Source organism: Phenylobacterium sp. GW821-FHT12F10 (genome assembly GCF_058806695.1).
The window spans coordinates 575,412-600,360 of record NZ_JBXAPY010000002.1 but is presented as its reverse complement, the minus strand read 5'-3'; the positions used below and the strand labels follow the sequence as shown (position 1 = coordinate 600,360).

The window sequence follows — 24,949 nt, the reverse complement described above, 5'->3', positions numbered from 1 at the left end:
CCAACAACCTAGGTTCGATGCCTTACAGCGCATTGGCCCTGCAAGTTACGTTTAGGTCACGCTGCGCGCAGCAAGGCGACCGATATTGGGCGCAATCGTGTCACGTCTGATCATCGTCGGCGAGATCGGCCAGGCGGGCGGCCTCCTCCTCCGACAGTTCGGCGGACGGGCGCGGGGTGCGAAGGTTCCGCGCCAGCAGCCAGACGCCCAGCCCCACCACCAGGAACGGCGCCCCCCACAGGGCCGCGTTGCCCCAGGAGAAGCTGGGCTTGAGCAGGACGAACTCGCCGTAGCGGTCGGTGAGATAGGCCTTCACCTGGCTGTCGGACTTGCCGGCCTTGATCTGGTCGCGGACCAGGCGGCGCAGGTCGGAGGCCAGCTCGGCCTGGGAGTCGTCGATGGACTCGTTCTGGCAGACCAGGCAGCGGACTTCCGCGAAGATGGCCCGGGCGCGGGCCTCCTGGGCGGGATCGGCCAGACGCTCCGACGGATCCGAGGCCGCGGCCAGGCAGAAGACCGCCGCCAGTATGGCCAGCAGCTTCCTCACGACGCCGCCGCCCGGCGGCCGACGGCCAGGCGCAGCCGGCGGTCGGAGAGCGAGATCAGGCCGCCGAGCGCCATGACGCCGGGGCCGCCGAAGATCAGCAGGGCCCAGGGGTTCCAGTAGGCGCGCACCAGCCAGACCTCGCCCGGCCGGCGTTCCCCCAGCACCACATAGAGGTGGCTGGCGCCCAGGGTGCAGATGGCCACCTCCGAGGTGGTCTGGCCGCCGGCGGGATAGAAGCGCCGCTCGGGGCGCGGCGCGCAGATCAAGGCGCCGTCCTTGCGGGCCGAGATCATCGCGCGCTCGGCGTCATAGTTGGGGCCGTCGACCCCCTGGATGGCGTCCAGGGTCAGCTCGTAGGCGCCGACGCTCAGGTGTCCGCCGATGGCGAGGGTCTCGGCGGCCTCGGCCTTCCAGCCGGTCTCGAAACAGGCGCCGAGCACGAAGATCCCCAGGCCGGCGTGGGCGAGCGTCATGCCCCAGGCGCCGCGCGGCAGGCCGGTGAGCCTCCGCCAGGTCTCGGCGGCCGGGCCGCGGAAGGCCCGGGTGCGCTCGGCCAGCTCCACCAGGGCGCCGAGGATCAGCCAGGCGCCGAGCGCCAGGCCGGCGCTGGCCAGCGCCTTGCGGGGGCTGACCAGGGCGAAGGCCAGCAGGCCGCAGCCGGCCGCGATCAGGGCCGCGACCCACAGGCGCTGGGCGACGCCGAGGGCGTCGGCCCGCTTCCAGGCCAGCAGGGGTCCGGCCGGCAGCAGGATCAGCAGGGCCGCCATCAGCGGGGTGAAGGTGAGGTTGAAGAAGGGCGGGCCCACCGAGATCGCCTCCCCCGTCGCGGCCTCGCGGATCAGGGGATAGAGGGTGCCCAGCAGGACGGTGACCGTGGCCGCCGCCAGCAGGATGTTGTTGAGCACCAGCGCGCTCTCGCGGCTGACCGGGGCGAAGACGCCGCCGGGGCTGAGCGCCGGGGCGCGCCAGGCGAAGAGGGCGAAGCCGAGCCCCGCCGTGACGCCCAGGATCATCAGCAGCAGGACGCCGCGGGTGGGGTCGACGGCGAAGGCGTGGACGCTGGTGAGCACGCCCGAGCGCACCAGGAAGGCGCCCAGCATGGAGAAGGTGAAGGCGCCCATGGCCAGGAACACCGTCCACCCGGCCAGCGCCCCGCGCTTCTCGGTGACGATGGCCGAGTGCAGCAGGGCCGTGGCGATCAGCCAGGGCATGAAGCTGGCGTTCTCCACGGGGTCCCAGAACCACCAGCCGCCCCAGCCCAGCTCGTAATAGGCCCAGAAGGCGCCGAGCGTGATGCCGACGGTGAGCAGGCTCCAGGCCATCAGGGTCCAGGGCCGCACCCAGCGGGCCCAGGCGGCGTCGGCGCGGCCCTCCACCAGGGCGGCGACGGCCAGCGAGAAGACCACCGACATGCCGACATAGCCGGCGTAGAGGAAGGGCGGGTGGAAGGCGAGCGCCGGGTCCTGCAGCAGGGGGTTGAGGGAGCGGCCCTCGATGGGGATGCGCACCAGCCGCTCGAAGGGGTTCGACGCGAAGACGGTGTAGGCCAGGAAGACCGTGCCCAGGGCGCCCTGGGTCGCCACCGTCACGGCCTTGAGGCCCGCCGGCAGGCCGCGGCGGAAGCCGGCCACGGCGGCGCCGAAGCCGGTGAGGGCCAGGCACCAGAGCAGCATGGAGCCCTCGTGGCTGCCCCAGGTTCCGGCCACCTTGTAGAGCATGGGCTTTTCGGTGTGGGAGTTGGCCGCGACATTGGCCACCGAGAAGTCGGAGGTGACGAAGGCGTGCATCAGGGCGGCGAAGGCGATGGCCACCCCCAGGAAGGCCGCCAGACCCGCGCCCGCGCCGGCGCCGGCCAGCACGGCAGAGCGCCGCCAGCGGCCGGCCACGGACAGGCCGACCTGGGCCAGGGACAGGACCAGGGCCAGGACGAGGGCGAAGGCGCCGATCTCCGCGATCATGTGACGGGGGACTTCCCGGGGACGGCGTAGGCGGGCTTGGCGCCGTCGCCGCGCCATTCGCCCTGTTCCTTCAAGGCCTTGGAGACCTCGCGCGGCATGTAGCGTTCGTCGTGCTTGGCCAGGACCTGCTTGGCCTGGAAGACCCCGTCCTCGCGATAGGAGCCGGTGGCCACGATCCCCTGCCCCTCGCGGAACAGGTCGGGCAGGTCGCCCTGGAACACCACCTTGTCGGCGGCCCGCGAGTCCCGGACGGTGAACTCCACCCGGCCGTCGGGATGCTTCACGACGCTGCCGGTCTCCACCAGGCCGCCGAGCTGGATCGAGCGGCCCGGGGGCGGCTTGGCGGCGTCGGCCTGGGAGGGGGTGTAGAAGAAGGAGATGGAGTCCGAGAGGCCCCACAGGGTCAGGCCGACGGCCAGGGCCAGCACCGGGGCGATAGCCGCCAGCAGGGTCAGGCGACGCCGCGCCTTGGGGGATTTCGGCAACCAGCCGCTCATCGCATGGGCTCCGTCTTGGCGGCCAGGTCGAGGGCCTTCAGCACGTCGGGATCGGCGGCGAACCGCTTGCGCGCCGTCGCCAGGGCGGCGTCACGCTTTTCGGTCTCCCCCAGGACGGCGTAGGAGCGCACCAGTCGGGTCCAGCCCTCGGGGTCGCTGGGATCAGCCTCCAGCTTGGCGGCGAGACCCGCCACCATACCGCGGATGGCGCCCATCTGACCGGCCAGGGGCGCGGCCGGCGACGGGCCGCGCTCGGCCTCGGCGATGGCCTGGCCCAGCGCCGCGCGGCGCGGATCGGCGGGCGCCAGCTCGGCCTGCAGGGCGCGCCAGGCGGCGATCCCGCCGGCCTTGTCGCCGGCGGCGATCCGGGCGCGGCCCAGATAGAAGCGGGCGTTGACGGTCTTGGGATCGAGCTTCACGGCCTGGGCGAAGGCGCGCGAGGATTCCGGAGTCGCCTCGCCGCCGGCCTGGGCCACCAGGGCCTCCCCCAGCAGCTCCCACAGATCGGCCTGGCGGGGCGAGAGGGTGATGGCGCGGCGCAGGGCGCGGGCGGCGCCGGAGGGGTTGTCGGAGGCGGCCTGGGCCATGGCCAGGTAGCGGAAGGCTTCCGGGTCCTTGGGCCGCTCCAGGGTCATGGCCTCGAGGACGGCGGCCATTTCCGGAGGCGAGAGGCTGGAGGGCTCGGCGGCGCGCCAGGCCGCCAGGCGCGACTTGAAGCCCTGGTCGGGATAGCCCGGCGAGCCCACGGCCAGATAGAGGCCGAGCGCCAGGACCGGCGCCAGGCCAGCCACCAGCAGCAGGACGCGGCGCATGCCGGAGTCGACCCGCCAGGGGGCGGCCCCGGCGTCGGCGGCGGTGAGGAGTCGGCGGGCGGCCTCGGCGTGGGCGCCCTTGCGCTCGGTCTGGGCGATCAGGCCCCGGTCGGCGAGGTCGTCGATCTCGCCGAGCTGGCGGCGATAGAGGGCGAGCGTCGGGTCTTCCGACCCGGCGTTGACCGCCGCGCGCGCGGCTGTGTGCAGGACGAGGAAAGCCGCGGCGGCGGAGATCAGGCCGGCGACCACCCAAAAGGCGAACATGAGCGGCGTGTAGCCGAAACCGCAGGCGAGCGCGAGGCCCTTGCGGGGGTTACTCCGCCGCGGCGGCCGGGCTCTCGGCCTTGACCGCCCCCAGGGCGGCGGTGGCGCGGCGGCGGATCACGTCGCCGGCGCGGGGCTCCCGCAGCAGGGCGGCGCAGTCGGCGGCCACCATCAGGTGGGCGCGCCCCGATTCGGGGTCCTCCACGACGCCCTCGCGGATGAGGGCGAGGGCCTCCTCCACATAGTCGTCGATGGTCTCGCCGATCTTCTCCACCACCTTGGCGCGGGTCGAGGCGAAGCCGCCGTAGTTGGCGCTGGTGCGCACCGACTCGATGAAGGTGAGCAGGGTCATGGCGCGGCCCACGGCCTTGGCGTCGGGCTCGCCGGTGAGGCGCGGCAGGCTCTTCATCATGCGGGCCACGCGAACGGTCTGGGACGGCAGAGCGGCGCCGATGACCTTCTCGCACTCCCTCAGGCGGCCCTCGACCACCGAGGCCAGGCCCTTCTTCTGCTTCTGGACCCGCCCGCCCCAGCCGCCCTCGCGGCCCAGGTCGATGGCGTTCTCCATCTCGGCGATCTGCAGGGTGATGAGTTCGACGGTGGCGCCGGCGTCGCGGCCCGCCTGCGGCCCGCCGTCGAGGTCCAGGTGGACGACCTTCAGCAGGTTCTTGTCGATCTCGTCCATCACCCGGGTGGCGAAGACCGAGAGCTCCGAGGCGGCCAGGTAGTGTTCCGTCGGACGGTCCATCACCGCCGAGACGATGCGCAGGATGGTCCAGCGCTCGGCCAGCTGGGCGGCGAGCATGTCGAAGAAGCGGGGCCCGGCATCGTCGGAGATGGCCACGGCGTCCTTGTAGGCCACCCGGGCGGCGGCGGCCCGCTCATCGGTGGTGCGGCTGATCCATTCGGGCAGGCGCAGGGTGGCCTCGCGCACGATGGGGGACAGGGCCAGGCAGGAGAGCAGCAGTTCGGCCCCGCCCGTGCGGCACTGGTCGGCGAGTTCGGCGGCGGCGGCGAAATCGCGCTGCTCGCGTTCGCGCAGGCCATCGGCGGCGAGCACGACCAGGACGTCGAAGGGTTCGGTGGAGGTCTCGTCGGCCCGATAGTCCACCAGGGTGCGCTCGGCCTTGAGCACCTCGTCGGGGGCGGTAGCCTTCAGGGCGCGCCAGATCAGGGCCAGGACGCGGGAGGGGAAGACCAGGCGCTCGGGGTCGGAGCCGTCGCCGATGAACAGGGGGGCCACGGGGGACAGGACCGCGTTGCGCAGCCGGCGGTCGGCGACCTCGCCCTCCACCAGGCGGCGGACTCCGGCCAGGACCGAATCCCCGGAGGCGGCGGCCAGCGCGTTCTGCAATCCGCCCACGACCTTGTCGGGCGCCGATTCGACGAGATGGCGGACGATTTCGATCTTGCGGTCGGACAGACCGGACATGAGTACGCTCCTGACGCGCTCGGGGGACACGCGTCAGCGGAGAACATGGTTCCGCGCGGGTTAAGGCTTTCCAAAGGCTAAGGAAATCACGCCTCGGCCCGCGGCAGCTCCAAAACCACGGCCAATCCACCCAGGCGTGCGTCCGACAGGGTCATGGCCCCGCCATAGGCGCGGGCCAGCTCGTCGATGATGTTGAGGCCCAGGCCCGATCCGGGAGCGCTCTCGTCCAGCCGGGCGCCGCGCCGGACGGCGGCCTCGCGCTCCTGGGGCGACAGGCCCGGCCCGTCGTCCTCGATGGAAAGCCTGAACCGCTCGGGGGAAATGGCCTCGGCGCGGACGCGGACCTTGCCCGCGCACCACTTGGCTGCGTTCTCCATGGCGTTGCCCGCCAGCTCCAGCAGGTCCTGGCGCTCGCCGAGGAAATAGAGGTCGTCGGCGGCGTCCCAGTCGATGGTGACGCCCTTGTCCTGGAAGATGCGTTCCAGGGTCCGCGACAATTCGTCCAGCACGTCGGCGACCGAGGTCCGTTCCCCCGATCCCTGGGTGCGGGCCGCGGCGCGGGCGCGGCGCAGGTGATGGTCGACCTGCTGACGCATGGCCTCCGACTGGCGGGTGACCACCTCGGCCAGGGGGCCGGGCTGGGCCTGTGATTCGGCCAGCATGACCGAGAGCGGGGTCTTCAGGGCGTGGGCCAGGTTGCCGACGTGGGTGCGCTGGCGCTCCACGACCTCCTGGTTGTGGGCCATCAGGGCGTTGAGCTCGTCGGCCAGGGGCTTCAGTTCTGTGGGATAGGTCCCCTCGATCCGCTCGCGCTTGCCGCGCCGGACATAGGCCACCTCGTGGCGCAGGGCGAACAGCGGGGTCAGGCCCACCCGGACCTGGATGACCACGGCGGCCGTCATGCCGACCCCCAGCAGCAGGAAGGCCACGGCGGTGGCGGTGACGAAGTTGCGGATGTCACGGTCGACGGGGCTGCGGTCCTCGGCGGCCATGAACACCACCGGAGCCGTGCCGCCGGGCAGCTCGGCCCGGGTGGCCATGGCGCGCAGGGGTTCATTCAGGGGGCCGCGGGTGTCGTAGACGATCGGCTTGCCGGGGTCGGCGGCCAGGCGCAGGGCCAGGTCCGGCGGGGTCTTGAGCTCGCTGTCCCACAGGGAGCGGGAGCGGACCCGGGGCTTGAGCACCCCGTTCACCGGGACGCTGATCTGCCAGTACTTGCCGGAATAGGCGCGCAGGGCCCGCAGGTCGGTCAGGGCCGGGGCCAGGACCTCGCCCGCGTCATTGATGGTGGTTCCGGCGGTGAGGTTGTCGATCAGCTCGGCCAGGCCCTGGTCGAACCGCCGCAGGGCCGCCTGCTGGAACAGCAGGGCGAGCACGATGGCGGTGACCACCAGGACCGCCAGGGACCAGCCCGCCGCCAGGATCACCAGGCGGCGGACGAGGGAGGGTCGGCTCAGGACCTCGAATTTCACGAGCCGGCCGCCTCGCCTCCAAGTTCGTCGGCGGGCGCGGTCAGGCGGTAGCCGAGGCCGCGGACGGTGTCGATCCGGTCGGCGCCGATCTTCTTGCGCACCCGGCCGATGAAGACCTCGATGGTGTTGGAGTCGCGGTCGAAGTCCTGATCGTAGAGGTGCTCCACCAGCTCGGTGCGGCTGATGACCCGGCCCTGGTGCATCATCAGATAGTGCAGCAGGCGGTATTCGAGGGAGGTGAGCCGAAGGGGCTCGCCATTGACCGTGGCCCGGGCGGCGCGGGGATCCAGGCGCAGGCCGCCCACCGACAGGCTGGGCGCGGCGTGGCCGGCCGAGCGGCGCAGCAGGGCGCGCAGGCGGGCCAGCAGCTCCTCGGTGTGGAAGGGCTTGGTGAGGTAGTCGTCGGCCCCGGCGTCGAAGCCGGCCACCTTCTCGCTCCAGGCGCCGCGGGCGGTCAGGATCAGCACCGGGACGGCCATGTTCCCGCGCCGCCAGCGCTCCAGGACCGAGACCCCGTCCACCTTGGGCAGGCCTAGGTCGAGGATCACCGCGTCATAGGGCTCGGTCTCGCCCAGGAACTGGGCCTCCTCGCCGTCGGGGGCATGGTCCACAGCGTAGCCGGCGTCGCCCAGGGCGGCCTTCAGCTGGCGCGACAGGTCCGGATCGTCTTCGACCAGAAGAATACGCATCGTGTCCTCTTCAGCCTTCGCGCGACAGGATCTGGCCGCTCTCGGCGTCGACGATGAAGATCATCACGCGGCCGTCGGGGGTCTGCCACTGCACGAAATAGGCGGGGCGGCCGGAATAGTCGCCCATGGTGGTGTTGAGCTGGCGGCCGGGGGTGCGCGAGGCGATGCGGGCGATGACCTGGGACAGGGACACCTGGCGGCCGCCGCGCACGGCGTCGCGGGCCTGGTCCTGGTCCCCACGGGCGCCGTAGGACGGCCGCCCGTAGTCCGGATAGCCCTGGGCCTGGGACGCCACCGGAGTGAGCGCCAGGAGCAGAGCGGCTATGGCGAATGAACGCTTCATGCCCGATGGTTTAGAGACCCGCGACTGAACCCAGCCTGAATAAGGGGTTTATGCAGGTGGTGCGGCGGTCTGTCACGCGGCAGGCGCGCGGGAGGGGATGGCGCGCGCGGCGTGGCCTCTCAGACCAGGGCCTCCAGCTCGGCCCTCTGCTTGCGGGTCAGGCCCGAGCGGATCAGGTCATAGGAGCCGCCCACCAGCCGCTCGATCTCATCGGGAGGCACGTCGGAGTCCAGGGTCACGCAGATCCAGAAGCGGCGGTCCAGGTGGCTGCGGTGGCCGACGCCTTCGTAGGTCTCCTTCAGGATCTCCACGAGGTGGGGGTCGCACTTGACGATCACGGAGGGTTCGCCCCGGACGTTCAGGATGGCGAACATCTTGTCCATGACCTTGTAGAGGGTCACGCCCTTGGCCGAGGGCAGCGGCGATCCCACGGCGCCTGGCAGGGCGTCGAGGACCGTCTGCAGGGCCGCGGCCGACAAGCTCATCGCGCGCGGCCTAGTGGGAGAGGGACAGCAGGTTGCCGTCCGGGTCCTTGAACCAGCAGACGCCGCCCGCGCCGCCGGGCGGGGTCCAGACACCCAGGTCGTCCTGCTCCATGCCCTCGAACCGTTCGAACACCACGCCCTTGGCCGCCAGGTCGCGGGCGGCGGCGCGGACATCGGGGACCCGCCAGCCGAGGGCGGTGAAGGGCTGGGGCGTGAAGGCGGGCGCCTTGTTCAGGCGCAGCGGAACATTTGCGCCGTCATAGGTGAGCGCGAAGGGGTCCTCCTCCAGGAGGCGAAGACCAAGCAGGTCGCCGTAGAATCGCTTTGCGGCCTGCGGATCGGTGATGGCCAGCATCGGCTGGATGGGGCGCTCGCTGAGCATGGAGCCTCCGTCGCGTGGGCGCGCGTTCCGGCGCCCCCTTCACGAGGCGTAAGAATAACACGGGTCTGCGATGAGACTAGACCGGAGTCAGCGACGGCGCGGCGTGTAGGGCCGTTCGGCGCGCCATTTTTCGGCGAAGGCCTCCAGGTCCGGGTCGACGGTCTCGGGCAGCATCAGGACGATGCGGGCCAGCAGGTCGCCGCGCTTGCCCTTGGCGTCCGACAGGCCGCGGCCCTTCAGGCGCAGGGAGGTTCCGGTGTTGGCGCCCTTGGGCACGCTGACATTGACCGCCCCGTCGGGGGTGGGCGCCTGGACCTTGCCGCCCAGGACCGCGTCGGGGATCGAGACCGGCAGGTCCATCACCAGGCTGTCGCCCTCGCGCCGGAAGATGGCGTGGGGTCGAATGGTCATCTCGATGAAGGCGTCGCCGGGGCCGGAGCGGCCGGGCGAGCCCTGGCCCTTCAGGCGCAGGGTCTGGCCCTCCTCCGCCCCCTTGGGGATGGAGACGTCGATGGTGCGGCCGTCAGAGAAGGCGATGCGCTTCTTGGCGCCGTGGATGGTGTCCTCCAGGTCGATCTCGAGCCGGGCGCGGACGTCGGCGCCGCGCTGGGAGAAGCCGCCGAAGCCGCCGCCCTGCCCGCCGCCGCCGGGGCGGCCGCGGCCCAGGATGTCGCCGAACAGCTCGCTGAGGTCGATCTCCGGGCCCTCGGCCTGGCCCCGGGGGCTCCAGCCGCCGCCGCCCTGCTGGCCGAAGGGACTGCCGCCGCCGAAGCCGCGCATGGTCTCGCGGCCGTCGGCGTCGATCTCGCCGGCGTCGAACTTCTTGCGCTTGTCGGGGTCGCCGATGATGTCGAAGGCGGCGCTGACGCGCTTGAACTTCTCCTCCGAGGCCTTGTCCCCGGGATTGGTGTCGGGGTGGTGCTTCTTGGCCAGCTTGCGGAACGCCTTGCGGACCTCATCGGCGCTCGCGCCGCGGGCCACGCCAAGTTCCTGATAGGGATCGCCAGCCAAGAGACAAAGACCTTCGGTGGTTGTTCGACAGATGTGGGGAACGCGTGGCCTTCAATTAGGCTGTTCTCCACCGCGCGCAAGGGCTGATGTGGTAAAAATACCACATACTGTCCCGCCCGACGAACCGCTAGCCTGCGCCCCTGAAGCCCGGGGCGCCATGACCATCGTCAAACTCTTCCTCTGGCCCCGGGGCCGCCTGTCGCGGGCCGGCTTCTGGCGCGCCCTGCTGATGGCGGCGCTGGCGGCCTTCGCCATCGACCTCGGGCTCTATCTGGCGGGCCTGTTCCATCCGCTGGAGGTGAGGTTCTACCTGGCCCTGGCCGGTCTCTATGTCTGGCTCTGCCTGGCGGCCAAGCGGCTGGAGGACGTCGGGCGTTCGCGCCTGCTGGCGGCGATCCCCGCCGCGGCCCTGATCCTGGGCCTGGCCTCGACCGCCTTCCTGGTGGGGGCGCTGGACGGGCGGGCCCCGGCGCCGACCACGATGATCGGGGTCTTCGGGCCCCTGGCCGGGCTGCTGATCTTCGCCGGCGCGACCGTCTGGATCGGGACGGCGCGGGCCAAGGCCTGACCCTCAGTCGCCGCCGCGTTCCTCCATCAGGTCGTAGGCGATGAACTCCAGGGCGTCCTCGGAACGCGCCAGCGTGTTCTCGCTGACGGTCTGGCCGCGGACCGAGACCCCGGCGCGGTGGACGCTCTCGGGATCGCCGGAGATCAGGGGGTGCCAGTCGGCCAGGCCGCGGCCCTCGTTGATGCGGCGATAGGCGCAGGAGAGCGGCATCCATTCCAGGGTGTCGACATTCTGCGGCGTCAGCTTGATGCAGTCGGGGACATATTTCTTTCGCCCGGCATAGTTACTGCAGGCGCAGGTCTTGGCGTCCAGGAGGCGACAATGCACGCGGGTGGGGATGATCTCGCCGGTGTCCTCATCCTCGAAGCGAACCAGACAGCAAAGCCCGCAGCCGTCGCATAGGCTCTCCCACTCGACCGCCGTCATCTGGCGGAGTGATTTCGTTTCCCAGTAAGGTCTCGTCGCCATGGTGATGGCGTCCTAAACCAAAAGCCTCCCCGCCGCCCTCCTTAGTTTGACCAAGTGACCGACTGGAACCTCGATCCGTACAAGTTTCCGGACTCGCATCCGAGCCCGCGGGCGCCCGACGCGCCGGCGCCTGAAGCCGTGACCGAGGAACCCTTCCGGGCCGACCTGCCCAAGCCGCGCAAGGCCAAGGCGGGCAAGCCGCCCAAGCCCCCCAAACCGCCCAAGGCCAAGGGCGGCGGTGGTCGCGGCGGCGACTTCGGCGGGACTCCGCGCGGACGGCGCGACCTGCGCTGGCTGTGGACCACCCTGGTGGTGGCCGCCGCGGTCCTGGCCTTGGCGGTGCTGGGGGCGGCGGTCTACGTCCAGCAGGTCTATCTGAAGGACATCCCGGCCCTGCCCGAGCGCGAGGCGCTCTATGCGATCAACCGGGCGCCGGCGATCAAGTTCTTCGACAAGACCGGGGTGCTGATCGCCTCGCGGGGGCCGAAGTACGGGGACCGGGTGACGCTGGGCCAGCTTCCGGCCTATGTGCCGCGCGCCTTCCTGGCGGCGGAGGACCGGCGCTTCTACCAGCACGGGGCGGTCGACCCCTGGGCCATCGTGCGCGCGGCGCGGGCCAACTACGCCGCCGGCCGGGTGGTGGAGGGCGGCTCGACCCTGTCGCAGCAACTGGCCAAGGGCCTGTTCCTGACGCCCGACCAGACGATGAAGCGGAAGATCCAGGAGGCCGTCATGGCCCAGCGCCTGGAGAAGATGCTGAGCAAGGACGAGGTTCTCGAACTCTATCTCAACCGCATCTATTTCGGGGCCAACACCTTCGGCATCGACGGCGCCAGCCGCACCTATTTCGGCAAGCCCGCCAGCCAGCTCACCCTTTCGGAGGCGGCCCTGCTGGCCAGCCTGCCCAAGGCGCCCTCGCGCATGGCGCTGAACCGCAACATGGCCGGGGCCCTGGAGCGCCAGCGCCTGGTGCTGGAGCGCATGGCCGGCGAGGGCTGGATCACCGCCGAGGACGCCCAGGCCGCCGAGGCCGCGACGCCCCGCATCAGCCCCACCGCCTTGGCCAATGACGGGGACATGGGCTACGCCCTGGACTACGCCACCAACGAGGTGCTCAAGCTGGTGGGGCCCAATTCGCCGGACCTGATGGTGCGCCTGACCATCGATCCCAAGCTGCAGGCCACCGGCGCCAATATCCTGCGCCAGGTGATCGCCACCGAGGGCAAGGCGGCCGGCGCCTCCCAGGCCAGCATGGTGGCCATCTCCGCCGAGGGCGCGATCCGCACCATGGTCGGCGGCCTCGACTACAACGCCAGCGTCTTCAACCGCGCGGTCCAGGCCCGGCGCCAGCCCGGCTCGTCCTTCAAGCCCTTCGTCTACGCCGCGGCCCTGGAGAAGGGGGTCATGCCCACCGACGTGCGCATCGACGGCCCGGTGAAGTTCGGCGACTGGCGGCCGGAGAACTATGGCGGCGGCTATCGCGGGGCGGTGACCGTGGAGACGGCGCTCGCCCACTCCATCAACACCGTGGCGGTGAAGCTGGCCCAGGAGGTCGGCGGCCCGGCCATCAGCGAGCTGACCCGGCGGTTCGGCCTCACCACCATCCCGGCCAATCCGAACCTGTCGGTGGCGCTCGGCTCCTACGAGGTGCCGCTGATCGAGATGGTCTCCGGCTTCCAGGTCTTCCAGACCGGGGGCAACCGGATCACGCCCTACATGGTCGACGAGATCAAGACGATCGGCGGCCAGCCGGTGTTCCTGCACCAGACCTCGTCGCCCGTGCCCGCCTACGACATCGCCCGCGCCAGCATGATGGTGAAGATGATGAAGAAGGTGATCACCTCGGGCACCGGCACCCGGGCCAATTTCGGCCGCCCGGCGGCGGGCAAGACCGGCACCAGCCAGAACTGGCGCGACGCCTGGTTCGTGGGCTTCACGCCGGACTATGTGGCGGGCGTCTGGGTCGGCAACGACGACGACAAGCCGATGAACCGCATCACCGGCGGCGTCATGTCGGCGGCGATCTGGCGTCAGTTCATGGTGGTGGCCCACGAGAAGCTGCCGGCCCGCGACTTCGACTGGCTGCTGCCCGATCCGGAGCCCGAGCTGGAGGCCGATCCGCGCAACGACTTCTACGAGGGCCTGGCCGACGAGTTCTCCGCCGCCGCCCGCGAGGCCGAGGCCGCGATCCCGCCCGAACCCGCCGAGCCCAAGCCGGAGGCCGTCGACAAGCCGCCGGTCGAGGAGATCCCGTTCTAGGGAAGGGACCTCCCCTTCCCCGCTCGTCCCGGCGAAGGCCGGGATCCAGATCGTGGGTCACAGCCTGAGCCTGCAATCCGGAATGCGGAGGATGTATCTGGATCCCGGCCTTCGCCGGGATGAGCGGTTTGGGTTCTAACGCTTGCTTCGCGCCAGCGCCCCGCTATGTCGGACGCCGCATGAAGCCACCCATCCTCGCCCTCAAGAACGTCCGCCTCGCCGACGGACCGAAAATGCTGTTCGACGGCGTCGACCTGTCGGTGGAGCCGCGCTCGCGCGCCTGCCTGGTGGGGCGCAACGGGGCGGGCAAGACCACCCTGCTGAAGGTGCTGGCCGGCCAGATCCAGCCCGACGACGGCGAGCGCGCCGTGCAGCCGGCCACGCGGATCGCCTATGTTCCCCAGGAGCCGGAGATCGTCGGCGCCACCCTGCTGGAGCACGTCACCGCCGGCGGCGCGGCCGAGCACGAGGCCGAGGCGGCGCTCGCCATCTTCGGCATCGACCCGGCCAAATCGACGGCCGGGCTGTCGGGAGGCGAGATCCGCCGCGTGGCGCTCGCCCGCGCCTTCGCCGAGGACCCGGACCTGCTGCTGCTGGACGAGCCCACCAACCACCTGGACATCCTGGCCATCGAGACCCTGGAGGCGGAGCTGACCCGCAGCCGCGCGGCCATGGTCATCGTCAGCCACGACCGCGCCTTCCTGGAACGCACCACCCAGCGCTGCTTCTGGCTGGAGCACCGCAAGGTGCGCCGCCTCGACCGGGGGTTCGCCGCCTTCGACGCCTGGGTGGAGCAGATCCTGGCCGCCGAGGTCGAGGAGAGCCGCCGGATCGACAAGAAGCTGGAGCAGGAAGAGTACTGGCTGCAGCGCGGGGTCACCGGCCGGCGCGCCCGCAACGAGGGCCGTAGGCGAGCCCTGATGGAGCTGCGCCAGGTCAAGGTCGAGCGCCTGCGCGAGACCCGCGGCGAGATGAACATGGGCATCGCCTCCTCCGGCCTGTCGGGCCAGCGGGTGATCGAGGCCAAGGGGATCTCCAAGGCCTTCGGCGACCGCACCCTGCTCAAGAGCTTCTCGACCCGCATCCTGCGCGGCGACCGGGTGGCGATCGTCGGCCCCAACGGGGCGGGCAAGACCACCCTGGTGAAGATGCTGCTGGGCGAGATCGCCCCCGACACCGGCTCGGTGAAGCTGGGGGCCAATCTGGAGACCGCCTATATCGACCAGGCCCGGGCCGACCTGAAGCCCGACATGATGCTGCGCGACGTCCTGACTCCACTCGGCGGCGACCAGGTGATGGTGCGCGGCCAGCCCAAGCACGTGAACGCCTACGCCAAGGACTTCCTGTTCACCGACGCCCAGATCCGCCAGCCGGTGCGCAGCCTGTCCGGCGGCGAGCGCAACCGCCTGCTGCTGGCCCGCGCGCTCGCCACGCCCGCCAACCTGCTGATCCTGGACGAGCCCACCAACGACCTGGACATGGACACCCTCGACCTGCTCGAGGACCTGCTGGCCGACTTCGAGGGTACCCTGATCCTGGTGAGCCACGACCGCGACTTCATCGACCGGCTGGCCACCTCGACCATCGCCCTGAACGGCCGTGGCGACGTGGTGGAGACGCCGGGCGGCTGGCAGGACTTCCTGCGCCAGAACCCCGGCTACTTCCGCGCTATCGGCGAGGCGCCGGCCCCGGGCAGCGCCCCCAAGGCGGCGGCGAAGCCCGCCGAGCCGAAGAAGGCCACCAAGCTCTCCTTCAAGGACCAGCACCGGCTGAAGGAGGCCGAGGGCCTGATGGCCAGCCTGCCGGCCAAGATCGCCAAGCTGGAGGCCGACATGGCCGATCCGGCCCTTTACACCCGCGATCCGGCCGGCTTCGACCGCCTGACCAAGGCCCACGCCGCCGCCCAGGCCGAACTGGCCAAGGCCGAGGAGGACTGGATGACCCTGGAGGAGATGCGCGAGGCCCTGGAGGGCGGGCGCTAGGGACGCCACGGCCTCTCCTCGCGGGGTCATGGCTCCCTTCGCATCCGATTTCGTCATCCTCGGGCTTGTCCCGAGGATCCATGATCTCGGTCTTTCGGTCGCGAGCACGCGCGTCGCCGCCCAGGGGCTCCTGCGCCGCGGAGTCCATGAATCCTCGGGATAAGCCCGAGGATGACGGTCAGGGGGTTGGCAGCCCTGATTCGCGACGGCAGCAGGAATGCTGTGGATAAATTTCGACGCTGATTTTTAAGGGAAATTCCCGGAAAATCCCCAAAACATCCACAGGATGTCCACCGGGATTCGGGCCTTCGCCCACATCGGGGCGAGTCGGGGCGCTTGCTTGATAGAGGGTTCGGGGGAAAGATCAAGGGGTCGAGAGGGACTGCGGCGCTGACGGACACGGAAACGGGTTCGACGATGCGAGCAGGAGGTTCTCTGGGGAACTGGAAGCGGCGCAAGTCGGGACCGGAACCACCAAAGGACACCGGCGGCGATGGAAACCTGCGGGTAACCCCGCGTTCGAAGTCGCATCCGACCTTGAGACGCAGATCCCCCAACGGATCTGGATGAGAGGGCGACGCGACGGGAAACCGTTGCGCCGCCCTCTTGCTATGGGCGCTACCCGGTTCGTTGCGACAATATGTCCCGACTTGGCACAGCTTAAGCCTTTCGCCATCAGAATGAGTCATCATCGCGCGGCCTCTTAAGGACCCTCGATGCTGTCCAAGCCATCGCGCAACCTGATCCTGACCGTCAGCCTGACCCTGGCCTTCACGGCCAGCGTGCTGTTCAGCCTGGGCCTGTCGAAGGGCGAGACCGGGGTGGCGGCGATCTGGCTGTCCAACGGAATCCTGGCGGCGTCCTTCCTGCTGCTGCCCTGGCGCTGGAGCGTCCCGGCGGCGGTCCTCTGCTTCCTGTTCAACTGGGGCGCCGGCCTGCTGCTGGGCAATTCCATGGGGATCGGCTTCGCCTTCCCGGTGCTCAACTTCGCCGAGGCCTTCGCCACGGCCTGGCTGGCGCGCAAGGCCTGCGGCCAGACCATGCGGCTCACCAGCCTCAAGCGGGTGGCCAAGCTGCTGCTGTTCGCGGTGGCGCCGGCGACGGCCGCCAGCTCGGTGGTGGCCGCCGACGTCCTGACCCTGTTCGGCCGCAGCTTCGATTCCGTGCTGAGCACCTGGTTCTACGCCCACGGCCTGGGGATGGCGATCGCCCTGCCCGCCATCCTGCTGATCGCCCGGTCCGACGCGGTGCGCGACTTCCACCGCGACTGGCCCGAGCAGTTCGGCCTCTACTGCCTGATGGCGGCCGGCAGCGTGCTGGCCTTCACGCCGGTGCGCTTCCCAACCCCGATCATCATCTTCCCCCTGATGACCCTCATCGCCTTCCGCCTGGGCCCGCGCGGCGCGGCGGTGGCGGCGATGATGCTGGCCTCGGTGTCCACCAGCCTGGTCCTGGGGAGCCAGGAGACCCACACCGGCGCCACCTGGACGATGCTGCAGAAGACCCGCGGCGTGCAGTTCCTGATCGGGATCAGCTTCTTCACCGCGCTCGCCACCGCGCTCGCCATCGCCGACCAGAAGCGCCTGAAGCGCCTGTGGGCCAGCCGCACCCGGGTGGCCCGCGCCGCCCAGGCCCGCGCCCTGGCCGCCGGCCGCGCCAAGTCGGAGTTCCTGGCCAATATGAGCCACGAGATCCGCACCCCCATGAACAGCATCATCGGCTTCACCGAGGTGCTGATGAAGCGCGGCGACCTGCCCGAGGCCGCCCACCGCCAGCTGACCCTGATCGACCGCGCGGGCTCCTCCCTGCTCAACGTCGTCAACGACGTGCTGGACTTCTCCAAGATGGAGTCCGGCGAGGTGGAGCTGTCGCCCCGGGCCGTCGAGCCTCGGGCCATGGCCCAGGAGACCCTGGCCATCGTCGCCGAGGCGGCCCGCCGCAAGGGCCTGGACCTGCAGTTCTCCGCCACCGGCGAGGTCGATCGCCCGGTGATGATGGACGACCTGCGGCTGCGGCAGATCCTGCTGAACCTGCTGTCCAACGCCATCAAGTTCACCGAGCGCGGCCGGGTCCGCCTGGACCTGGAGGTGACGCTGGCCGGCGACGCCGCCACCCTGCGCTTCGTGGTCACCGACACCGGGATCGGCATCCCGACCGAACAGGCGACCCGGCTGTTCAAGCGGTTCAGCCAGGCCGACGCCACGGTCACCCGCGAGCACGGCGGCACGGGCCTGGGCCTGGCCATCTGCAAGGGCCTCACCGAGCTGATGGGCGGCCGCATCGGCCTCGACAGCGCCGAGGGCTTCGGCTCGGTCTTCTGGTTCGAGATCGAGGCGCCCCTGGCCGAGAGCGTGACCCAGCCGGCCTCGGGCATGCGCAAGATCGGCGACCTGGGCGCGCGCGTGCTGCTGGTGGACGATCACCCGGTGAACCGCGAGCTGGGCGCCACGGTCCTGACCCTGCTGGGCTGCGAGGTGGTGCTGGCCGAGAACGGCGAGGACGCGGTGGCCGCCGCCCGCGACGGCGGCGTCGACCTGATCCTGATGGACGTCCACATGCCCCGCATGGACGGCCTGGAGGCCACCCGCCTGATCCGGGGGCTGGGGGGCCGCTGCGCCACCCTGCCGATCATCGCCATGAGCGCCGACGTCATGCCCGAGATGGAGGCCCGCTGCCTCAAGGCCGGCATGAACGACGCCGTGGGCAAGCCGATCCAGATCGAAGCCCTGCACGGCGTCCTGGCCCGGTGGCTCGACGAGGCGCGCGCCCGGGACAACGCGGCCTAGAAACCTGGCCAACCCATCTTGGAAGCGGGGCCGTCACGCCCTAGGCTTAAGGGCGATCCAAGTTGGGGAGAGATCATGAACGCCTTGCGCGCCATCGCCGTCGCCGCCCTCGCGGTCCTCGCCGTCGCCTGTTCCCCGGCCAAGAAGGCCGATACCGCCCCGGCCGCCGGCCAGCCCACGGTCATCAAGTTCGCCACCGACTGGCGGGCCCAGGCCGAGCACGGCGGCTTCTATGAGGCGCTGGCCAACGGCGAATACGCCAAGCGCGGCCTGGACGTGCAGATCGTCCAGGGCGGGCCCGGCGTGAACGTGCCGCAACTGCTGGCCTCGGGCGCGGTCCAGGCCGGCATGGGCTCCAACAGCTTCATCGCCCTGAACATGGCCCAGGAGGGCGTGCCGGTGAAGGCCGTCGCGGCCATGATGCAGAAGGACCCCCAGGTCCTGATCGCCCACCCCGACCAGGGGATCGAGAGCATCGGCGACCTGAAGGGCCATCCCATCCTGCTGTCGGACGCCTCGGTCACCGCCTTCTGGGTCTGGCTGAAGTCCAAGTACGGCTTCACCGACGACCAGATCCGCAAGTACACCTTCAACTCCGCCCCCTTCCTGGCCGACAAGCGCGTGGCCCAGCAGGGCTACGTCACCAGCGAGCCCTACACCCTGGAGAAAGAGGCCAAGATGAAGCCCAAGGTCTTCCTCCTGGCCGACAACGGCTATCCCAGCTACGCCACCATGATCATGGTCCCGCAGAGCCTGATCGACTCCAATCCGGCGGCGGTGAAGGCCTTCGTGGAGGCCTCGGCCAAGGGCTGGCACGACTATCTCTACGGCGATCCCAAGCCGGCCGACGCCCTGATCCGCAAGGACAATCCGGAGATGGCCCAGGACGTCCTCGACCAGGCCCGGGAGAAGATGAAGTCCTACGGCATCGTCGACGGCGGCGAGGCCAAGACCGCCGGCATCGGCACGATGAGCGACGCCCGCTGGGCCGAGTTCTTCAAGCTCGCCTCGGACCAGGGCGTCTATCCCAAGACCCTGGACTACAAGAAGGCCTACACCCTGCAGTTCGTGGCGCCGCCGGCGGCGAAGTAGCCCGCCGCTGATGCCACCCGTCGTCGCCCTCGAGGCCGTTGAAGTCGATTACCCCAAGCGCGGCCGCGCCCTGGGGCCGTTCACCCTGAGCGTGGCGCCCGGCGAGATCGTCGCCCTGGTGGGGCCGTCGGGCTGCGGCAAGTCGACGGCGCTGCGCCTGCTGGCCGGCCTGGAGCAGCCGACCCGGGGCACGGTGACCCGGACCGCCGGCCGCGGGGAGACCTCGGTGGTCTTCCAGGCCCCGACGCTGGCCCCCTGGATGACCGCCCAGGCCAATGTCGCCCTGCCCCTGGAGCTGGCCGGCGCCTCGCGCAAGGGCGCCCGCGACCTGGCGGCCGCGGCGCTCGCCCGGGTCGGCCTGGCCGGCGCCGAGCAGGCCCGCCCCGCCCAGCTCTCCGGCGGCATGGCCATGCGCGCCTCCCTGGCCCGGGCCCTGGTCACCGAGCCGCGCCTGCTGCTGCTGGACGAACCCTTCGCGGCCCTCGACGAGATCACCCGCCGGTCCCTGGCCGACGACGTACTGAAGCTGTGGCGTGAGACCAGGCCGGCCATCGTCTTCGTCACCCACAATGTCGAGGAAGCCGCCTACATGGCCAGCCGCGTGGCGGTGATGACCCGCGGACCAGGCCGCATCGCCGGGGAGATCGAGGTGGCGGGCCACCTGCCCCGGCTGATCGGTTTCCGCACCACCCCGGAGTTCCGCCACGCCGCCGAGGCGGTGTCGGACCTGCTGGTGAAAGGCTCGGAGGCCGCGGCGTGAGCAAGCTGCTGGACCTGCTGGCGCCCTTCGCCCTGATCGCCCTGCTGCTGGCCGGATGGGAGATCGCCTGCCGGGTCACCGGCGTGCCGGCCTACTTCCTTCCCGCCCCCTCCGACGTCGCCGTGGCGCTGGCCACCGACACGACGAGCCTGATGCAGGCGGCCTGGAACACCCTGTCGGTGGCCCTGATCGCCCTGGTGATCGCCAGCGTCGCGGCCCAGGCCATCGCCCTGCTGGTGGGCCTGAGCCCCCTGGCCGACCGCGCGGTGCGGCCTTTGGCCTCGGTGCTGCAGGTGACCCCGGTGGTGGCCATCGCCCCTCTGGTGCTGATCTGGGCGGGCATCGACCATCCCGAGCGGGCCATCGTGGCCCTGGCGGTGCTGGTGGCCTTCTTCCCGATCTTCTCCGGGGCGGTCACCGGCCTGAAGGCCGCCGACCCGGACCTGGAGCGGCTGTTCGATCTCTATGGCGCCAGCCGCCTGCAGCGGGTCCTGCGCCTGCGCCTGCCCTCGGCCGTCCCGTTTCTGCTGGAAGGTCATAAGGTTGCGGCCGGCCTGGCGGTGATCGGGGCGGTGGTGGCCGAGTTCGGCGCGGGGTCGGGCGGGGTGCGCGGCCTGGCCTGGCGGATCCTGGACGCGGGCAACAAGCTGCAGACGGCCCGCATGATCGCGGCCCTGGTGGTCCTGGGGCTGATGGGGGTGGTCCTGCACGCCCTGCTGGAGCGGGCGGAGCGGGCCGGACTGGCCTGGTGGCGCGGCCGTTAAGAGCGCCCGTTAGGCCAGGGTTAAAGACGGCTGTTAGCTCAGGGTTAAGCGGCGGCGGCTAGCTTTCGCCGATCATGCGCCTAGGTCTCGCCATCGCCGCCATGCTCCGCGCGGCCCATCCGGCCTCCGAGGAGGACGATCGCCCCCGCTACGAGGCGCGCGCGCCCGTCGAGGCGTCGGCGCCGGCCGGCCCGATGCTGAACTGGTCCAACAAGCGCGCCTACGCCACCCCGTCGGGCCAGCCGAGCCCCTATGCGCGACCCGAGCCCATGGCCCTGGCCGGCCAGTTCGCCCGCGGCCGCCAGGAGGCCCCGCCCCCGGCGGAGCTGGCCCCGCCGCCCGGCGAGCGGCAGGTGACCACCTACCGGCCGCCCGCCTACCAGCCCTTCACCCCGCAGACGCCGTACCAGGCCCCGCGCGCCGCGCCGCCGGCCCCGTCCCTGCAGTCGCCGTCCTCGCCGCCGGTCTACGCGCCCCTGCCCTCGAGCCTGTACGGCGGCCCGCCGCCGATCCCCGAGCAGGCCGCGGTCGCCGCCCCGCAACACCTGGCCGACGCCTCGGCGACAGCCCGCAGGGTGGGCGGCTCCTCCAAGCTCTATTCCGTGCACCGCGCCTATGGCCTGGAGCCCGACCTGATCCCTGAGCCGCCGGCCGGCGACCGCTATGTCCTCATCGGTCCCCCCGACGCGCCCAAGGCCAAGACGACCGACGACGACAGCCGCGACGAGTCCGACGGCGGCGACGGCCGCCCGTTCTGAGAGCCCAGATGACGCGCACCAAGCTCCACGACCTGATCGAACTGGCCCAGGAGCCCTCCAGCGACCGCCGGCGCGAGCTGCTGCGCGGCGTCACCGACCTGTTCTTCACCACCGACGATCCCCGCGCGCCCGGCGAGATGGCCCTGTTCGACGATGTCCTGACCCAGCTGGCCGGGGACATGGAAGAGGCCGTCCGCGCCGAGCTCGCCCAGCGCATGTCCGGCGCCGATCCCGCGCCGGCGGGCCTGATCCGGGCCCTGGCCCGCGACGCCTCCATCGAGGTGGCCCGTCCCCTGCTGGAGGGCTCCACCGCTCTGACCGAGGACGACCTGCTGTCGGTGGCCCGCACGCGCGGCCAGGACCACCTGCGCGCCATCTCCCAGCGCCCGGTGGTGCCGATGGCGGTCTCCGAGGCCATCGTGGAGCGCGGCGACGACGAGACGGTCGGGGCCCTGCTGGCCAATTCGGGGGCCGAGATGTCGCGCGAGACCCACGAGATGGTGGTGGACCGCGCCCTGGACAATCCGGCCCTGCACCAGGCCGTGGTGGCGCGCAAAGCCCTGCCCGTCGACCTGCTCAACGAGATGTATTTCGTGGTGGAGGCCCGGCTGCGCGACCAGATCCTGGAGCGCAATTCCGAGGTCGACCCCGAGGCCCTGGACCAGGCCCTGGCCGCCGGCCGCAAGCGCCTGGCCGCCCGCGACGGCGCCCTGCCCGGCGACTATGCCGAGGCCGAGAAGGCGATCCGCATCCTGCGCCTGCGCGGCGCCATCACTCCGCCGGTCCTGGCCGGCTTCCTGCGCAACCGCGAGACCACCAAGTTCCTGGTGGCCCTGTGCGAACTGGCCGACATCGACTTCCACACCGCCCGGCGCATCCTGGAGCGCCGCGAGCTCGACGCGCTCTCCATCGTCTGCAAGGCGGCGGGCTTCGACCGCTCCCTGTACCTGACCTTCGCCGTGCTGATCCTGGACCGGGACTCCAACGCCATGGGCCGGGCCCGCGAATACGGCCAGCTCTACGAGTCCCTGCCCCTGGAAGCCGCCCAGCGCACCATCCGCTTCTGGCGCATGCGCCGCCAGACCGGCGACGTCGCCGCCGCCTAGGGCTTGGCGGGCGGGGCGTCCGCCTCTGGCCGCTCATAGCGGATCGGGGCCTTGATGCGCGCGCCCACGGTCGGCAGGCCGTCGGGGGTCCAGATTCCCATATGGAATTGCGGCGCGATGGCGGAGGCCGCGGCGCCGAAGCCGAGGCCCGAGGGCTCTTCACTCGCCACCGCGCAGTCGGCCAGCTTGCCCTCGGGCGCGACCACGCAGCTGACCACCGCGCGGCCCTTGAGAACACCCGCGGCGAGGGCGGCCTTCGGGTAGCCCGCCTGGAAGTCGGACGCCTCCGGCAGCACCGTCCATTGCGGCTTGCCGACGGTGGGGTGATTGGGGTCCAGCATCTTGGGCTCGAAGGAGACCGGCAGTTGCAGGGTGGCGGCCCTGACCGGCCGACCATCGATCACCGTGGGCGCGGCGAAGGCGCCCACCAGGCTGCGAGCGGCGCCGGAGAAGCCGTAGCCGTCCGGCTCCTCGCGCACGGTCGAGCATCCGGTCAAGCGGCCGTCGGACTTGAAGGTGCAACTCAGGACGACGTGGCCGGCGACCCCCTTGTCCCGGGCCTTCTGCGGATAGGCGGCCACCACTTGGTCGTAGGTGGGCGCGTCGATCCAGGGGACGTCGGAGATAGCCCTGACCGGGATGGGGGCCAGGCTCATCTGGCCGCCGATGCGGGAACCGGTCTCGGGTCCGGCGCCGGTGAAGTTTATGGAGACCTTGACCCCGGCCTCGGTGAACGGGGCGCCGTTGCGAGTCGCCGGCGACATCAGCAATTGGGGGGTTAGGGCGATCGCGGCCTGTCCGAAGTCGGCGCCCGGCGGACTCTCACTGGCGACCTGACACTCGACGAGAGCGCCGGTGGTGGTGACCGTACAGGACAGGACCGCGCGTCCCCCCAGTCCCCGCTTCAGCGCCTCGGCAGGCCAGACCCCCAGGAGATCCTCCGCCCTCGGACGGGTGAGCCAGGTGGCGTGGACGACCGTGTCGGCGGCCAGGGCCGATGAGGCCATTGTCGCCGCGCCGAGCAGCACGGGACCCAGAACATTCCAACACATCGCAGGCGCTCCCCCAACCCAAGGCGCAGCTTGCCATGCGCACCCAGGAGTTGAGGAGTCTAAATCGCGCGCCCTAGAAGGCGGGCCGCGGGGAGCCGTGGGTCAGGCGGCTGAGGGCGTCGGAGGCGATGATGCTCAGAGAGCGCAGGCCCTGTTCGGCGAAGACGTCGAGGGCGGCGTTCAGGGCGTGGGCGGCGGCGGCGCGCTCGCCCCGGTCGCGGCCGGTGATGTCCAGGCGGGCTTCGTAGAGACGGGCCAGGTTCACCTGCAGCAGGGCCCAGGCGGTGGGATCGCGGCCGGGCGACATGGCGGTCAGTTCGATGCGGAAGGCGGTCTCGGCGGCGTCCAGCACATTGAGGTCGCCGGAGAGCTCGGCCGAGCGGGCCAGGCAAAGCGCGCGGTTGGAGGCGGCCGAGGCGCGCAGGGCGAGCGCCGGGATCTCCTTGAGCACCATGGCGGCGCGGTCGTAGCAGGTGACGGCCTGTTCGTAGGCGCGCTCGCTGGCGCCGGCCTCGCCGAGCGCCTGCAGGCTCTCGGCCAGGGAGGTCTGGATGCGGGCCCAGTCCAGGGGGCTGTGCTCCCGCGACAGGTCGTTGAGCACGTCGGCGAGCTGGTTGATGGCGGCGGCCACGCTCTCGATCTGGCCGGCGGCGTCCCCCAGCAGGGCCATGGCCTGGCCGCGCAGGGCCGCGGCGCGGGCCCAGCTCAGGGGCTCGTAGGCGGGGTCCATGCCGGTGATGGCGGCCTCGGCGTCGTCCAGGGCCTGTTGCAGCAGGCCGCTGTCCTTCAGCCGCGCGCCCCAGCCCAGCAGCAGGTCGGCGCGCACCAGGCGGGCCTCGACAGCCAGCAGGCGGGCGGCTCGGCAGCGCTTGGTCAGGACGGTGAGGCCCTGGATCGGGATGGTGAAGCGGGCGGCCACGACGCGGGCGGCCTGGGCGTCGCCGGCGGCCATGCGGGCGCGGCCTTCCAGGGCGGCGATGCCGACATCGGCCAGCGGCAGGGCCAGGCCCCCGCGGGCGGCGGCACGGGCCTCGCGGAAGGCCAGGTCGGCGGCGGCGTTGAGGCCCTCGTCGCCGAACAGCTCGGCGCCCAGCATGGCGCAGAAGGCCTGTTCGCAGCGGGCGCGGGCCCAGCCGTCGGGGCGGCGGTTGCGGTCGAAGAGGTCGGCGGCGGCCTCGGCGGTGGCGGCGGCCTTGCGCAGGGCCACGGCGTCGCCGGAGCGGCGGGCGACCTCGCGCCAGACGATGGCGGCTTCGAGCTTGCGCTGGGCGCGGTCGGTGGCGCCGATGCGGCCGGCGGCCACGTCGGCGGCCTTGGCTTCGACTTTCAGCAGCTCCAGGTCCAGCAGCTCCAGCAGGGAGGAGTCCCCGCCGGTCAGGCCGTCGCGCGGGGTGTTCAGGCCCTCGGCGCCGAACAGGCGCTTCAATTCTCGACCGAACTCGAACATGTCGCGGCTCCGATC

23 protein-coding genes are annotated in these 24,949 nt (G+C 71.3%); 9 read left to right on the top strand and 14 right to left on the bottom strand.

Annotation, left to right across the window (positions count from 1 at the left end):
• Positions 1-100: 100 nt before the first annotated feature.
• From AC1RN5_RS15335 to AC1RN5_RS15285, 11 genes are all read right to left on the bottom strand, one after another.
• Complete coding sequence (locus tag AC1RN5_RS15335; RefSeq protein ID WP_493042020.1) at positions 101-547, bottom strand: cytochrome c-type biogenesis protein; 447 nt, start codon at positions 545-547, stop codon at positions 101-103.
• Positions 544-2,505 carry a heme lyase CcmF/NrfE family subunit gene (locus AC1RN5_RS15330; protein ID WP_493042019.1) on the bottom strand — a complete coding sequence of 654 codons (1,962 nt, stop codon included), beginning with the start codon at positions 2,503-2,505 and terminating at the stop codon, positions 544-546. The genes AC1RN5_RS15335 and AC1RN5_RS15330 overlap by 4 nt, the downstream gene beginning before the upstream one ends.
• Entirely contained in the window at positions 2,502-3,002 is a 501-nt protein-coding gene (ccmE, locus tag AC1RN5_RS15325; RefSeq protein WP_493042018.1) for a cytochrome c maturation protein CcmE, read from the bottom strand. The genes AC1RN5_RS15330 and ccmE overlap by 4 nt, the downstream gene beginning before the upstream one ends.
• On the bottom strand, positions 2,999-4,078 hold the full coding sequence (ccmI, locus tag AC1RN5_RS15320; protein ID WP_493042017.1) for a c-type cytochrome biogenesis protein CcmI: 1,080 nt from the start codon (positions 4,076-4,078) through the stop codon (positions 2,999-3,001). The genes ccmE and ccmI overlap by 4 nt, the downstream gene beginning before the upstream one ends.
• Positions 4,079-4,127: 49 nt before the next feature.
• Positions 4,128-5,510, bottom strand: a complete 1,383-nt coding sequence (locus AC1RN5_RS15315; protein ID WP_493042016.1) for a hypothetical protein — start codon at positions 5,508-5,510, stop codon at positions 4,128-4,130.
• 86 nt (positions 5,511-5,596) lie between these two features.
• Positions 5,597-6,982: an ATP-binding protein gene (locus tag AC1RN5_RS15310; RefSeq protein ID WP_493042015.1), complete on the bottom strand. Its 1,386-nt coding sequence runs from the start codon at positions 6,980-6,982 to the stop codon at positions 5,597-5,599.
• On the bottom strand, positions 6,979-7,671 hold the full coding sequence (locus AC1RN5_RS15305) for a response regulator transcription factor (protein ID WP_421934974.1): 693 nt from the start codon (positions 7,669-7,671) through the stop codon (positions 6,979-6,981). Before AC1RN5_RS15305 ends, AC1RN5_RS15310 begins: the two co-directional genes overlap by 4 nt.
• A gap of 10 nt (positions 7,672-7,681) precedes the next feature.
• Complete coding sequence (locus tag AC1RN5_RS15300; protein WP_493042014.1) at positions 7,682-8,014, bottom strand: PepSY domain-containing protein; 333 nt, start codon at positions 8,012-8,014, stop codon at positions 7,682-7,684.
• 119 nt (positions 8,015-8,133) lie between these two features.
• The gene (locus AC1RN5_RS15295; protein ID WP_493042013.1) at positions 8,134-8,499 is read right to left on the bottom strand and encodes an MmcQ/YjbR family DNA-binding protein; all 366 of its coding nucleotides are present in this window, start codon (positions 8,497-8,499) and stop codon (positions 8,134-8,136) included.
• Between the two features lie 10 nt (positions 8,500-8,509).
• Positions 8,510-8,881, bottom strand: coding sequence for a VOC family protein (locus AC1RN5_RS15290; RefSeq protein WP_493042012.1), 372 nt, complete (start codon positions 8,879-8,881; stop codon positions 8,510-8,512).
• Between the two features lie 87 nt (positions 8,882-8,968).
• The gene (locus AC1RN5_RS15285) at positions 8,969-9,892 is read right to left on the bottom strand and encodes a DnaJ C-terminal domain-containing protein (RefSeq protein ID WP_493042011.1); all 924 of its coding nucleotides are present in this window, start codon (positions 9,890-9,892) and stop codon (positions 8,969-8,971) included.
• Between the two features lie 157 nt (positions 9,893-10,049).
• Here AC1RN5_RS15285 and AC1RN5_RS15280 point away from each other — a divergent pair, with 157 nt between their 5' ends.
• A complete protein-coding gene (locus AC1RN5_RS15280) occupies positions 10,050-10,460 on the top strand; it encodes a hypothetical protein (protein ID WP_493042010.1) in 411 nt (136 codons plus the stop codon).
• 3 nt (positions 10,461-10,463) lie between these two features.
• On the opposite strand, the gene AC1RN5_RS15275 is transcribed toward AC1RN5_RS15280, so the two are convergent.
• Complete coding sequence (locus AC1RN5_RS15275) at positions 10,464-10,928, bottom strand: YcgN family cysteine cluster protein (RefSeq protein WP_493042009.1); 465 nt, start codon at positions 10,926-10,928, stop codon at positions 10,464-10,466.
• A gap of 54 nt (positions 10,929-10,982) precedes the next feature.
• Between AC1RN5_RS15275 and pbpC the strand changes: the two genes are divergently transcribed.
• The 8 genes from pbpC to AC1RN5_RS15235 all read left to right on the top strand — a co-directional run bounded on the left by pbpC (position 10,983) and on the right by AC1RN5_RS15235 (position 22,435).
• Positions 10,983-13,187: a multimodular transpeptidase-transglycosylase PbpC gene (gene pbpC / locus AC1RN5_RS15270; protein ID WP_493042008.1), complete on the top strand. Its 2,205-nt coding sequence runs from the start codon at positions 10,983-10,985 to the stop codon at positions 13,185-13,187.
• A 179-nt stretch (positions 13,188-13,366) separates the two neighbouring features.
• On the top strand, positions 13,367-15,169 hold the full coding sequence (locus AC1RN5_RS15265) for an ABC-F family ATP-binding cassette domain-containing protein (protein WP_493042007.1): 1,803 nt from the start codon (positions 13,367-13,369) through the stop codon (positions 15,167-15,169).
• A 716-nt stretch (positions 15,170-15,885) separates the two neighbouring features.
• Positions 15,886-17,955 carry an ATP-binding protein gene (locus tag AC1RN5_RS15260; RefSeq protein WP_493042006.1) on the top strand — a complete coding sequence of 690 codons (2,070 nt, stop codon included), beginning with the start codon at positions 15,886-15,888 and terminating at the stop codon, positions 17,953-17,955.
• Positions 17,956-18,030: 75 nt separating this feature from the next.
• Positions 18,031-19,047 carry an ABC transporter substrate-binding protein gene (locus AC1RN5_RS15255; RefSeq protein ID WP_493042005.1) on the top strand — a complete coding sequence of 339 codons (1,017 nt, stop codon included), beginning with the start codon at positions 18,031-18,033 and terminating at the stop codon, positions 19,045-19,047.
• Positions 19,048-19,057: 10 nt separating this feature from the next.
• Complete coding sequence (locus AC1RN5_RS15250) at positions 19,058-19,807, top strand: ABC transporter ATP-binding protein (protein WP_493042004.1); 750 nt, start codon at positions 19,058-19,060, stop codon at positions 19,805-19,807.
• Positions 19,808-19,812: 5 nt separating this feature from the next.
• The gene (locus AC1RN5_RS15245; RefSeq protein WP_493042145.1) at positions 19,813-20,571 is read left to right on the top strand and encodes an ABC transporter permease; all 759 of its coding nucleotides are present in this window, start codon (positions 19,813-19,815) and stop codon (positions 20,569-20,571) included.
• Between the two features lie 74 nt (positions 20,572-20,645).
• The gene (locus tag AC1RN5_RS15240; protein ID WP_493042003.1) at positions 20,646-21,329 is read left to right on the top strand and encodes a hypothetical protein; all 684 of its coding nucleotides are present in this window, start codon (positions 20,646-20,648) and stop codon (positions 21,327-21,329) included.
• 8 nt (positions 21,330-21,337) lie between these two features.
• Positions 21,338-22,435 carry a DUF2336 domain-containing protein gene (locus AC1RN5_RS15235; RefSeq protein WP_493042002.1) on the top strand — a complete coding sequence of 366 codons (1,098 nt, stop codon included), beginning with the start codon at positions 21,338-21,340 and terminating at the stop codon, positions 22,433-22,435.
• Here the strand turns inward: AC1RN5_RS15235 and AC1RN5_RS15230 are convergent.
• Both AC1RN5_RS15230 and AC1RN5_RS15225 read right to left on the bottom strand, forming a co-directional pair.
• Positions 22,432-23,487, bottom strand: a complete 1,056-nt coding sequence (locus AC1RN5_RS15230) for a TonB family protein (protein WP_493042001.1) — start codon at positions 23,485-23,487, stop codon at positions 22,432-22,434. The two genes, AC1RN5_RS15235 and AC1RN5_RS15230, sit on opposite strands and share 4 nt — an antisense overlap.
• Before the next feature lie 73 nt (positions 23,488-23,560).
• Complete coding sequence (locus tag AC1RN5_RS15225; RefSeq protein ID WP_493042000.1) at positions 23,561-24,934, bottom strand: hypothetical protein; 1,374 nt, start codon at positions 24,932-24,934, stop codon at positions 23,561-23,563.
• Positions 24,935-24,949: the final 15 nt, after the last annotated feature.